Annotated in this window: 12 protein-coding genes; 11 read left to right on the top strand and 1 reads right to left on the bottom strand. The window is 69.4% G+C overall.

From position 1 onward, the window contains the following. Positions 1 to 43 precede the first annotated feature (43 nt). From ACIHAO_RS05975 to ACIHAO_RS05960, 4 genes are all read left to right on the top strand, one after another. Positions 44 to 256 carry a hypothetical protein gene (locus ACIHAO_RS05975; RefSeq protein ID WP_396554995.1) on the top strand — a complete coding sequence of 71 codons (213 nt, stop codon included), beginning with the start codon at positions 44 to 46 and terminating at the stop codon, positions 254 to 256. Between the two features lie 210 nt (positions 257 to 466). Next, positions 467 to 2,056 carry an adenylate/guanylate cyclase domain-containing protein gene (locus ACIHAO_RS05970; protein WP_396554994.1) on the top strand — a complete coding sequence of 530 codons (1,590 nt, stop codon included), beginning with the start codon at positions 467 to 469 and terminating at the stop codon, positions 2,054 to 2,056. A 186-nt stretch (positions 2,057 to 2,242) separates the two neighbouring features. Then, the gene (locus tag ACIHAO_RS05965) at positions 2,243 to 2,914 is read left to right on the top strand and encodes a papain-like cysteine protease family protein (RefSeq protein ID WP_396554993.1); all 672 of its coding nucleotides are present in this window, start codon (positions 2,243 to 2,245) and stop codon (positions 2,912 to 2,914) included. A gap of 9 nt (positions 2,915 to 2,923) precedes the next feature. Beyond that, positions 2,924 to 3,697, top strand: coding sequence for a hypothetical protein (locus tag ACIHAO_RS05960; protein ID WP_396554992.1), 774 nt, complete (start codon positions 2,924 to 2,926; stop codon positions 3,695 to 3,697). On the opposite strand, the gene ACIHAO_RS05955 is transcribed toward ACIHAO_RS05960, so the two are convergent. Next, positions 3,684 to 4,658 carry an XRE family transcriptional regulator gene (locus tag ACIHAO_RS05955; protein ID WP_396554991.1) on the bottom strand — a complete coding sequence of 325 codons (975 nt, stop codon included), beginning with the start codon at positions 4,656 to 4,658 and terminating at the stop codon, positions 3,684 to 3,686. The two genes, ACIHAO_RS05960 and ACIHAO_RS05955, sit on opposite strands and share 14 nt — an antisense overlap. A gap of 98 nt (positions 4,659 to 4,756) precedes the next feature. On the opposite strand from ACIHAO_RS05955, the gene ACIHAO_RS05950 reads away from it, so the two are divergent. The 7 genes from ACIHAO_RS05950 to ACIHAO_RS05920 all read left to right on the top strand — a co-directional run bounded on the left by ACIHAO_RS05950 (position 4,757) and on the right by ACIHAO_RS05920 (position 11,408). Beyond that, positions 4,757 to 5,833, top strand: coding sequence for a M20 family metallopeptidase (locus tag ACIHAO_RS05950; RefSeq protein WP_396554990.1), 1,077 nt, complete (start codon positions 4,757 to 4,759; stop codon positions 5,831 to 5,833). Positions 5,834 to 5,889: 56 nt separating this feature from the next. Beyond that, positions 5,890 to 6,162: a hypothetical protein gene (locus ACIHAO_RS05945; protein WP_396555382.1), complete on the top strand. Its 273-nt coding sequence runs from the start codon at positions 5,890 to 5,892 to the stop codon at positions 6,160 to 6,162. A 41-nt stretch (positions 6,163 to 6,203) separates the two neighbouring features. Then, positions 6,204 to 8,024 carry a glutamine--fructose-6-phosphate transaminase (isomerizing) gene (gene glmS / locus ACIHAO_RS05940; protein WP_396554989.1) on the top strand — a complete coding sequence of 607 codons (1,821 nt, stop codon included), beginning with the start codon at positions 6,204 to 6,206 and terminating at the stop codon, positions 8,022 to 8,024. A gap of 27 nt (positions 8,025 to 8,051) precedes the next feature. Further along, a complete protein-coding gene (locus tag ACIHAO_RS05935; RefSeq protein WP_396554988.1) occupies positions 8,052 to 8,405 on the top strand; it encodes a YciI family protein in 354 nt (117 codons plus the stop codon). Between the two features lie 5 nt (positions 8,406 to 8,410). Continuing rightward, positions 8,411 to 9,598, top strand: coding sequence for an RNA polymerase sigma factor (locus ACIHAO_RS05930; RefSeq protein WP_396554987.1), 1,188 nt, complete (start codon positions 8,411 to 8,413; stop codon positions 9,596 to 9,598). 86 nt (positions 9,599 to 9,684) lie between these two features. Beyond that, entirely contained in the window at positions 9,685 to 10,578 is an 894-nt protein-coding gene (locus ACIHAO_RS05925; protein ID WP_396554986.1) for a carbohydrate ABC transporter permease, read from the top strand. Between the two features lie 2 nt (positions 10,579 to 10,580). Beyond that, positions 10,581 to 11,408: a carbohydrate ABC transporter permease gene (locus ACIHAO_RS05920; protein WP_396554985.1), complete on the top strand. Its 828-nt coding sequence runs from the start codon at positions 10,581 to 10,583 to the stop codon at positions 11,406 to 11,408. Positions 11,409 to 11,982: the final 574 nt, after the last annotated feature.

Here is an 11,982-nt window from a genome sequence, read left to right as displayed (position 1 = left end):
GCAGGCGGGTTCGCACGGGGCGCGAACCGGTTATCGTCGCGGCATGATCGGCGAGTTGCGCCGTCGTTCGGCGGATCTGCCGCAGCTGCGCGCGCATCAGGCCGACGCGACGGCGTGGGACACGGGTGACTACGACGTCGTGCAGTCCGCGCTCGGCATCTTCTTCTTTCCCGACATGACGGACGGCACCGAGCGGCTGATCTCCCGGGCCCGATCCGGCGGCCGGGCCGTGTTCACCATCTGGCGCGGCGTTTGATCGACCGTGTCAATCAAGCCGGCACTTATGCCGCTTGGCTTTCCGGGCGGATCTGTCCGATGTGGACGTCGTGGTCAACGAGCTGCGGCTGACCATGACACCGGAGGTCGCCTGGCTGGTCGTCATCGGCTCCGGCACCGTCCGCTGACGACCGTGTCCGCTTCGGTGTACAGTCGTTCACTCAAACCGGGGTGAACGGGTGGGACACGGGTGCGACCAGACAACGACTCCACTGTTCGGGGCCGCGGGCAAGGACCGTTCGGCTCCTGGCTGCTCGGTCCGCTCGATCAGGACTCGGCCGTGTTGCGGCGCCGCGTCCAGGGGCTGCTCACCGGGACGCTGATCGCGACCAACGTCATCGGCGCGCTGGTCGTGGTCGGGCTGGCGGCCCTGCTCATGCCCGCGCCCGGCATGTCCGGCGATCTCGTCCGGGTCACTGCGATCGCGGTTCCCGTCTACGTGGTCTCCGCCGTGGTCGTGGGCGCGCTGTGGGGAACCCGAGGCGCGTTGCGGACGTTGCGCTGGGCGGCCGACGGCCGGACGCCGACCGACGAGGAGCGTGTGGCCAGCCTTCGGGTCCCGTTGCGCCTGACGCTGGTCCAGGCGGTGTTGTGGGGCGTCGCGACCGTGGTCTTCGGCGTGCTGGCCGCGCTGGTGCAGCCGCGGGTCGTGCTCACCGAACTGCTCGTAGTCGCGTTCGCGGGCGTGGTCGTCTGCGCGATCGCTTATCTGGCGGGAGAGTTCATCCTGCGGCCGTACGCGGCCTTGGCGCTGACGGGTACCTCGCCGGCGCGGCGGCTCAGCGGCGGGGTCAATCTCCGGATGCTGCTGTTCTGGTGCCTCGGCACCGGCGTGCCGGTGGCCGGACTGGTGGTCACGGCGGTGCTGGCGTGGGCGCGCGGCGACGTGTCGACCACGAAGCTCGCCATCTCGGTCATCGTGCTCGGCCTGGTGGTGCTGGTCTTCGGTCTGCTGGTGACCGTGTTCACCGCCCGCGCCGTGGTGAACCCGATCCGGTCGGTGCAGCACGCGCTCGGCCGGGTGCGTGCCGGTGACTTCGCCGTGGAGATCCCGGTCTACGACGGCACCGAACTCGGTCTGCTGCAAGCGGGCTTCAACGGGATGGCCGCCGGTCTCGCGGAACGCGAACGTTTGCGCGACCTGTTCGGCAGGCACGTCGGCGAGGACGTCGCGATCGAGGCGATGCGCACCTCCGCCGAACTCGGCGGCACGGTGCGGACGGTGTCGGTGTTGTTCGTCGACCTGATCGGGTCGACCGCGCTGGCCGCGAGCCGTCCGCCCGAAGAGGTCGTCGGCCTGCTCAACCGGTTCTTCGCGGTGGTGGTCGACGAGGTCGACCGCAACCACGGGCTGGTCAACAAGTTCGTCGGTGACGCCGCGCTGGCGATCTTCGGCGCACCGGTGCGGCTGGAGGACCACGCGACCCTCGCGCTGTCCGCGGGCCGGGCGATTTCGCGCAGGCTGGCGGCCGAGGTGCCCGAATGCCCGGCCGGGATCGGCGTGGCGACGGGTGAGGTGGTCGCCGGGAACGTCGGTGACCCGCGGCGGTTCGAGTACACGGTGATCGGCGACCCGGTCAACGAAGCCGCCCGGCTGACCGAACTGGCGAAGAACGTCGAAGCCCGGTTGCTCGCTTCGTGGACGGCGATCGAGTCGGCGGCCGAAGACGAGGCCGCACAGTGGAAGGCGACGGAGGACGTCACCTTGCGGGGTCGCAGCCGGCCCACCACCCTCGCGACACCCAAATCCCGGCCCGTGGTGGATTCACAGCCTTTGTGAAGGGGCCGTGAATCTTGCGCGGCGGCCCTCGCTCCGCCGCACACGGACCCGATGTTTCCTGGCACGCGAGCGCGTCCTGGTGCTGTGAACGATCACAGCGGCTCCTTCGCGCCTGGTGAGGGCGTTGTTCCTGTCTCCGGGGCGGCGCACGGTGATCTCCCCATCCCCGTGTCAAAGGAGACATCTGTGAAGAGTCTTTCGAGGGCCGCGCTGGCCACCGGAGCCGCCGTCTTCGCGCTGAGCATGCTGCCCGCCACCGCCCTCGCGCAGCCCGGCGACGCCTGGGACCGGTCCCACGGCCTGATCCAGACCCAGACCCACACTCAGGTGCGCGAGGTCGCGCCGGTGGCGGGGACCGCGATGACGGTCGCCGCGACCGCCGCGTCCAAGCAGCTGAACTACACCCAGCAGGTGCAGCAGTACAACCAATGGTGCTGGGCGGCGGACGGTTCGAGCATCGAGCGTTCGCAGGGCGGCACCGCCACCCAGGCCCAGTTCTGCGCCGCGGGCAAGGGCACGTCGGCCGGGTACTGCCCGAACCAGCCCGCCCAGATCCCTGAGATCATCCGCGGGTTCCGCGGGACCGGTTTCTCCGCGCAGGACGCGGGCGGGCCGATCGGCTTCACCTCGGTCGTCAGCCAGGTCGACTCCGGGATCCTGAATCTGACGGGGATCTATTGGACGTCCGGCGGTGGCCACGCCCAGGTGATCTACGGCTACGACTCGACCAGTCAGTCGATCATGGTCGGTGACCCGTGGCCGTCTTCTCCGCGCTACAAGACCTGGAACTACAACCAGTACCGGAGCAACGCCCAGTTCCGCTGGAACGACACCATCGTCAACATCCGGAAGGGCTGAGGCACGGCCATGAACACGACCTGCCGGAAGTTCGCCGGTTGTCTCGCGGTGGCCGTCGCGACGTTGCTGCCCGCCACCCCGCCCGCCACGGCGAGCGAAGGAGTCGCCCCGCCCTCGGCCGACGACCTCGCGGCCGCCGTGCGCGTTGCCGGGCAGCCCGACGCGATCGGTCTCGCGAGATCGAACTTCCGGCAGGTCCACCAGCTCGAACCGCAACGGATCACCATGGGAGACAAGGGAGTCCCGGTGTACACCCTCAATCCCGACTTCGTCAGGGGCATCGCCGGGGCACCGGCCGGTGCGTTGAGTTCCATCGCCGTGACGGCCACCGCCGATTCCGGCCAGAAGGCCACCCTGCAGGCGATGCCCGACGGCCCGGGAAAGTGGGTCGCGGCGAGCGTGTTCTCCGGCAATGACGAAGAGACTTTGAGCGCGCGGCTGAAGCCCGGCTCGGTCCTGCTCAACGAACCCCAGATCAACGGCTGGTACGAACTGGGCCCCGGCGGTGTGGTGCTCTTGCAGGCGAGCATGCCGCAGTCGCCGGTGGGGGAGTTCGTCCCGCTTTCCGACTACCAGCGGCAAGTGCGGGGCCGCTACGCCGACAAACTTCCGGGATCGGACTACCAGCGCGATCGCGGGATCGGCTTCACACAGGCCGTGCCCCCGCCTGTCGACACCGGGCTGCCGGTCGCGATCGTGGCCGGTCTGATCGCCGCCGGCGCCGCCGGGGCGGGAGTCGTGCTGGTCGCGGTGTGGCGGAAACGCCGGCTCACTCCCAGATGAGGTCGATCCCCGCTATCCCGACGCCGAGATCCTCGAAGTAGGCGCTGACCGTCGCGCCCGGCCCGGGGTGCAGCGGCTCGCTGACCACGGGGGCCAGTTCTTCCCGCTCCCGCACGGTTTTGACGCAGCGGGCCGGGATCGCGCCGGCGTCGAAGCGCATCCGCAGCAGATACGCCGACATGCGGGAACGCACCGTCCGGTGGAAACAGGTCGAACGGACCGACGCGGCCAGACGCAACGTGAACGCGAAGGTGTGCGTTTCCCCTTCGGCCAGACCGCGGTCGAAGAGGAGCTCGAACACCATCCCCGGCGAAGAGACGCTTCGGCGCACTCTGCCTCTTCGGCAACCGTCGGTGGCGAAGACCGTCGTGGCCTCCATGTCGGTGCCGGGCTCATCCTGATGGGTCACCACGAAACCGTCCGCGCCGGGCTCCCGCGCCCGCACCACCATGGTCGAGGCGATCTCCGAGATCCGGCCTTCCTCGGTCATGGTCAGCACATCGACGACGGTCACGACGTCGAGCTTCGCGTTTCCCACCGCGCCGGATGGTTCACTCAGTTCGTCCAGCAGCGAGCAGGTTTCGGCCCAGCTCTGCCGCAGCTCCGGCAACGAGGGTCTGCGGTCGTCGCCGGGCGGCCGCCGTTGCGGGCCGATCAGGACGACCAGACTGTCCGCGGGCAGGCCCAGCACCGCTTCAAGGGCGCGGACGACGTCGAGCGAGCGCGGCGTCGACGGATGCCGGAGCCCGCGCTGCCAGTAGCTCAACGTCGATTCGGCCACGGAAACCCCGCGCGCCGCCAGATGCGCGCGGATCCGGGACAGGGAAAGCCCTCGATGCTCCACCGCTTCGGAAAGCGCGCGGGGGAACGGGCTGGGTCTGACCTCGCGTTCCTGGTACATGGACACCCCCACCGACGCCGGGTTGGCGCAAAGCATGCGCAGTCCGGCGCCGGTCGGCAACCGTCAAAGGTCGAAAACCGGACTTTCAGGCGAATTCGAGCCGCAGGTTTGCCCGGTCCTCTGCGCGGCGGCGACGGCGCATACGCGAAAGTGTTCGCATGACAGCCGACGCGATGATCGAAGACCTCAGGACACTCGTCGAGATCGAGTCACCTTCGGGGGACATCAAGGCTTTGACGGCCTCGGCCGAGGCCGTCGCCGCTCTCGTCGAGACCCGTCTCGGCGGAACGGCGGCCCTGGTGGAGAGCGCGGCGGGACCGCACGTCCGGTGGTCCGGCGGCGGTGAGCCGCGCGTGCTGATCCTGGGGCATCACGACACCGTGTTCCCGATCGGTACCTTGGCGCGCCGCCCGTTCGCGGTGTCCGGCGGCCGGGTGACCGGACCGGGGGTGTTCGACATGCTCGGCGGACTGGTGCAGGCGATCCACGGCCTGGCGGCGCTCGACGATCTGACCGGCGTCGAGATCCTGGTGACGGCCGACGAGGAAACTGGCTCGCACGAATCCCGGGCGCTCATCGAGGAACGTGCCCGCGCGTGCGGCACGGTGCTGGTGTTCGAAGGAGCGGCCGACGGCGGCGGGCTCAAGATCGCCCGCAAGGGCTGCGGCACGTTCGAGGTCGTCATCACCGGCCGGGCGTCGCACGCCGGCCTCGAACCGGAGGCCGGCGTGAACGCGCTGACCGAAGCCGCGCATCAGGTACTGGACATCGTCGCGCTCGGCAGGCCCGACCTCGGGACGAGCGTCACCCCGACCGTCGCATCGGCGGGGACGGCGAGCAACGTCGTGCCCGCCTCCGCGACCGTCGTGGTCGACGTGCGGGTCGAGTCCGCCGCGGAGAAGGACCGCGTCGAAGCGGGGTTCGCCGCGCTGACCCCGCGCCTCGCAGGGGCGGAAATCGTCGTGCGGGGCGGGATCCACCGGCCGCCGATGCCCGAATCGGCCGCCGCGGACCTCTTCGCCGTCGCGGAACGGCTACTGCCCGGAGTCGCCGGGGTGGCCGTCGGCGGTGGGAGCGACGGCAACCTGACCGCCGCGATCGGCGTCCCGACCCTCGACGGGCTGGGCGCCGTCGGCGGTGGTGCGCACGCTGATCACGAGTATCTGCTGGTCGAGTCGATGGTGGAGCGGGCCGACCTCGTCACCGGCCTGGTGACGGCGATTCGAGACCACTGACTCGCAGTTCTTGCCCGATTTCGGGCAAGAACTGGCGTTTCGGGGCCCCGATGTGCATGATGGGCTCCGTGGAGGACGCGGACATCGTCGAGCAGGTGGCCTTGTCGACGGGTCTGTCGACGGCCATCGCCGCCCGTGTCGTCGAGGACGTCCTGGCGTTCTACCGGCAGCCGGTCGAGCAGTACGTCCGGGAGCGGCATGCCCGGTTGCAGGCCGAGGGCGGGAAGAATCCCGAGATCTTCCCCCGGATCGCCGTCGAACTGAGCCGTCGTCTCGTCGCGCCTCCCGACCTGTCCGAGCGGCAACTGCGCCGCATCGTCTACGGCTGACGGACCACGCCCGTCCGTTTCTTTTGTGAGGTTGACTCGTCATGTGCGGAATCGTCGGCTACATCGGCGGCCAGAACGCCGCCCCGATCCTGATCGAGGGGCTGACACGGCTGGAGTACCGCGGCTACGACTCGGCCGGGATCTCCGTCCTGGGCGGTAAGGGCGCCCAGGTGCACCGGATCGTGGGACGGGTGCGGAATCTGACCGCGGCCCTGCCCAAACGGCTCGCGGGCAAGGTCGGCATCGGGCATACGAGGTGGGCGACGCACGGTCCGGCGACCGAGGCCAACGCCCATCCGCACGTTTCCGAGGACGGCAGGATCTCGGTGGTGCACAACGGGATCATCGACAACGCCGACGCCCTGCGCGAGCAGCTCACGCAGGCAGGGGTGACGCTGACGTCGGAGACCGACACCGAGGTGCTCGCCCACCTCATCGCGAGGTCGGGCGCGAAGACCCTCGAAGACGCGGTCGTCGAGGCCGTCTCGCGCGTCACCGGCACCTACGCGATCGCCGTGACCGACACCGGACACCCCGACCGGGTCGTGGTCGCGCGGAACGGTTCGCCGCTGATCATCGGCGTCGGCGACCGCGAGATGTTCGTGGCCAGCGACCTGTCCGCGCTGGTCCGGCACACCTCGCAGGTGGTGCACCTCGACGACGGCGAGTTCGCCAGCGTCTCGGCCACCGGCTACCGCACCTTCACCGTCGACGAGAGCGACACCGGCAAGGCCGCCACGGCGATCGACATCCAGGCCGACGACCTCGACCTCGGCGGGCACAAGCATTACATGTACAAGGAGATCCAGGAGCAGCCGGAATGCCTGGAGCGCATGATCCGCGGCCGTCTCGACGACCGGTTCGGAGTGTCCCGTTTGGACGGTCTGAATCTGACTCCCCGTGACCTGCGTGGTTTCGCGAGGGTGAAGATCCTCGGCTGCGGCTCGGCGTACTACGCGGGCCAGATCGGCGCGACCATGATCGAGGACCTGGCGCGGGTCCCGGCCGACGCGGAGGCCGCGTCCGAGTTCCGCTACCGCAACCCCATCATCGAAGCGGACACGCTCTACATCGCGGTCAGCCAGTCCGGCGAGACGGCGGACACCGCGTTCGCCGTGGAAGAGGTCAAGCGTAAGGGCGGCCGGGTGGTCGGCCTCGTGAACGTCGTCGGTTCGACGATCGCGCGGGCCTGCGACGGTGGCCTGTACCTGCACGCCGGTCCGGAGATCGCCGTCGCTTCGACCAAGGCGCTCACCAACATGGCCGTCGGTTTCGCGATGATCGCGCTGGCGCTCGGCCGGGTCCGCGATCTGTCCAATGCGGACGGACAGCGGATCGTCGCGGCGCTCCGCGCGTTGCCGAAGCAGGTCGCGGAGATCGTCGAGGCAGAGGCACAGATCGCCGAGCACGCCAAGATCTGCGCGGACGCGCGGAGCCTGTTCTTCATCGGCAGGGTCCGCGGCTTCCCGGTGGCGCGGGAGGGCGCGCAGAAGTTCAAGGAGATCTCGTACCGGCACGCGGAGGCCTACCAGACCTCGGAGCTCAAGCACGGCCCGCTCGCGCTGATCGACGAGGAGCTGCCGACGGTCGCGATCGTGCCGTCCGACGACCTCGCCGACCGCAACCTGGCCGCGATGCAGCAGATCAAGGCACGCAAGGGCCAGGTGCTGGCGATCACCCACGACGACGTGGACTTCGGCGATCTCGACGTGCCGCGGTTCGTCGTCCCGCGTTCGGAGCCGGAACTCGACCCGATCCTGCTCACGATCCCGTTGCAGCTGCTGGCTTATCACGCCGCGCTGATCCTCGGCCACGACATCGACAAGCCGCGGAACCTCGCGAAGTCCGTCACCGTGGAATGATCTCCTGAGCCGTCGAAGGGGTCAGTCATGAGGCAGTACCTGCTCGCCGTCCAGCTCGACGAGAGCACACGGGACGCACCCGAGGACGAAGTCCTGGCGATGATGGCCAGGACGGGCAAGGTCACCGACGAGATGAAGGCCGCCGGGTCCTGGGTCTTCGTGGGCGGCCTGGAGCACTCGGACGTCTCCACGGTCGTCCGCCCCGAAGGCGGCACGACCACCATCACCGACGGGCCGTTCGCCGAAACGAAGGAACAGCTCGGCGGGTTCTGGGTGATCCAGGTCGAGGACCTCGACCAAGCGCTGGCCTGGGCCGGGAAATGCGCGCTCGCCTGCGGGCAGCCGATCGAAGTGCGGCCGTTCGGCGACCCGCGGCGTTGACGTCGATGGATTTCGACGGGATCTACCGGGCGGAGTACGGCCGGTGCGTGGCCACCCTGACCCGCCTCCTCGGCGACATCTCGCTCGCCGAGGAGGCGGTTCAGGACGCGTTCGCGACCGCGGTCGAGAAGTGGGCCGAGCCACCGCCCAACCCGGGCGGCTGGATCGTCACCACCGCCCGCAACCGGGCGATCGACCGCCTGCGCCGGGAATCCACCCGCGAGGCACGGCACGCGCAGGCCTTGCTGCTGCACCAGCCGGAGGAACCTGCCGAGGCCGGGCCGGTGCGTGACGACCAGCTCCGCATGATCTTCACCTGCTGTCATCCGGCGCTTTCGCCGCTCGCGCGGACCGCGCTCACCCTGCGGCTGCTCGGCGGGCTGGGAGTGGGGGAGATCGCGCGGGCGTACCTCGTCCCGGAAGCGACCGTCTCCCAGCGGATCGTCCGCGCGAAGAAGAAGATCCGCGACGCGGGCATCCCGTATCGGGTGCCGCGGGACGACGAGCTCCCCGATCGGCTGGGCTCCGTGCTCACCGTGCTGTACCTGGTGTTCAACGAGGGGTACACGTCCACGTCGGGCGACTTGCTGCGGACGGACCTCTGCCTGGAGGCGATTCGCCTGGCGAGAGCGCTCGCCGAGTCGATGCCGGACGAACCGGAGGTGCTCGGGCTGCTGGCGCTGCTCCTGCTCACCGAAGCGCGCCGGCCGGCGCGGGTGGGGCCTTCCGGTGAGCTGGTGGTGCTCGCGGATCAGGACCGGTCCTTGTGGAACCGGGAACTGATCGCCGAGGGGCACGAACTGGTGCGGCGATGCCTCCGCGTCGACCGGCCGGGCCCTTACCAGGTGCAGGCCGCGATCAACGCCGTGCACACGGACGGACCGTCGACCGACTGGACGCAGGTGCTGGCGCTCTACGACCGGCTGTGGCGGCTCACCCCGACGCCGGTCGTCGCGCTCAACCGCGCGGTCGCCGTCGCCGAGGTGCACGGCCCGGCGGCGGCACTGGACGGGATCGCCGAGCTGGATCTGCCGGGCTACCATCATCTGCCCGCCACCCGCGCGAACCTGCTCGCCCGCCTCGGCCGGGCTTCGGAAGCCATCGCCGCCTACGACGAGGCGATCGCCTTGGCCACCAACGACACCGAACGGGCCTTCCTGGAGGCCCGCCGGGCACGCCTCGGGTCCCCGTGAGGCGTTCTACGCCGAAGAGCGGCAGCGCGACGGACTGTGGTGCCGGCCGACGAGATCACCCGGGCAGGTGTCAAGGTGATCACCGGTTGACGCGTACGGGCGAGCGGCTCGCCGGATATCTGATGACCGCGCCGTTCTACGTCCTGTTCGGCGTGTTCGGTCTCTTCCCGCTGCTCTACACCGCCTGGGTGGCGCTGCACCACTGGCATCTGGTCAACGGTGACACCGGGTTCGCCGGTCTCGGCAACTTCGCCGTCCTGCTCCAGGATCCGAAGTTCTACAACGCGCTCTTCAACACGGTCAGCATCTTCGTCCTTTCGACCGTCCCGCAACTGCTGGCCGCGCTCGGGCTCGCGGCACTCCTCGACCGCCCGTTGCGCGCACGGACCCTGTGGCGGGCCAGTGTGCTGTTGCCCAACGTCGTCTCGGTGGTCGCGGTGGCGCTGGTGTTCAGCCAGCTCTTCGCCGAGGACTACGGCGTCGTCAACTGGGTGCTGGGCCTGGTGGGGCTCGACCCGGTGGACTGGCGGACGGACCGGTTCGCCGCGCACGTCGCGATCAGCGTGATGGTGACGTGGCGCTGGACCGGCTACAACGCGCTGCTCTACCTCGCGGCCATGCAGTCCGTGCCGCAGGAACGCTACGACGCCGCCATGCTCGACGGTGCTTCGCGCTGGCGGACCTTCTGGTCGATCACCGTGCCCGCGATCCGCCCGACCATCGCCTTCACCGTCGTCGTCTCGACCATCGGCGGGCTGCAGTTGTTCGCCGAGCCGCAGCTGTTCGACGACACCGGGACCAACGGCACCGGCGGCGCCGACCGCCAGTTCCAGACGCTCGCCATGTACCTGTACGAGAAGGGGTTCGGCGAATTCGACGCCGGATACGCGGCGGCCATCGCGTGGCTGCTCTTCCTGTTCTCGGCCGGCTTCGCGCTGGTCAACTTCTCGCTCGTGCGCCGCATGCGGGGCGGTGAGTGACCGTGGCGGCGAGGGAACGGACCGGATTCGTCGCCTACGGGCTGCTGCTCGCCGTCGCCGTCGCGTCGATCTTCCCGCTGTACTGGTCGTTCGTGGTGTCCTCGAAGGACAATTCCGCGCTCGGCGAGACGACTCCGCCGCTGCTGCCCGGCGGCAACCTGATCGAGAACGTGGGCAAGGTCTTCGACACCGTCGATTTCTGGCTGGCGATGCAGAACTCGCTGATCGTCGCCGGCACGGTGACCGTGTCGAACGTGCTGCTCTCCAGCATGGCCGGATTCGCCTTCGCGCGTCTGCGTTTCCCCGGCCGCGACTCACTCTTCCTGGTCGTCATCGGCACCGCCATGGTGCCCGCCCAGCTCGGGGTGATCCCGCTCTACCTGGTAGTCGGCGAACTCGGCTGGTACGGGCGGCTGGAGGCGGTGATCGTGCCGGGGCTGGTCGGCGCCTTCAGCGTGTTCTGGATGCGGCAGGCGTGCGAGGAGGCGATCCCCGGCGAACTGCTCGACGCCGGCCGAGTCGACGGCTGTTCGACGGTGCGGCTGTTCTGGAGCGTCGCCCTGCCCGCCGTCCGCCCTCAGGCCGCCGTGCTCGGGATGCTCACGTTCATGACGGCGTGGAACGACTTCTTCTGGCCGTTGATCGTGCTCGACCCCAACGCGCATCCCACCGTCCAGGTGGCGCTGTCGCGGCTGGCGAGCGGCTACTTCACCGACTACTCGCTGATGCTCACCGCGGCCACGATCGGCGTGCTGCCCGTGATCGTGCTGTTCATCGTGCTGGCCAGGAAGGTGGTCGACGGTGTGATGCGTGGCGCGCCACGGGGCTGACGACGTTCGCGGTCGCGTTGAGCGCCTGGGTTCGGGGTGGCAGGCGGGCTGTTGCCGTTTTTTGGCGATGTCGATGGCTGCGAGTGGTTCCGCTGCTACTGCCAGGTGGTCGCGCCGGGCACTTCTGCGAGACCGTGAGTGGGTTCCGGTCGCGGTCGAGCGGTGGCCGTATTCCGGCGACGGCTCAGAACGGAGGTGGTTCCTCGGCGCGGGGTTCGTGCAGTAGCGGCGGTGTGCTGTCGTAACTCCGCCCTGTGGGCGTGGTGATGGTTCCATCTACTCGTTGACGCCGGCCGCGGCCACGATCGGCGTGCTGCCCGTGATCGTGCTGGCCAGGAGGGTGGTCGACGGCGTCATGCGGGGGCGCGCCACAGGGCTGATTCGCGGTCACGTTGAGCGCCTGGGTTCGGTCAGACAGGCGGGCCGTTGCCGTTTTTCGGTGATGTCGATAGGCAGCGAGTGGTTTCGCAGCCACTGCCAGGCCAGAGCGTGGTCACGCCAGGCACCTCTGCGAGACCATGAGTGGATTCCAGCCGTGATCGAGCCATGGTCGTATTTCGGCAATGAGGCCACT

Origin of the sequence: Amycolatopsis sp. NPDC052450, from assembly GCF_044547565.1 — a bacterium.
In the GTDB taxonomy this organism is placed as follows: Bacteria; Actinomycetota; Actinomycetes; order Mycobacteriales; family Pseudonocardiaceae; genus Amycolatopsis.
This window is presented reverse-complemented; position numbering and strand designations above follow the sequence as displayed.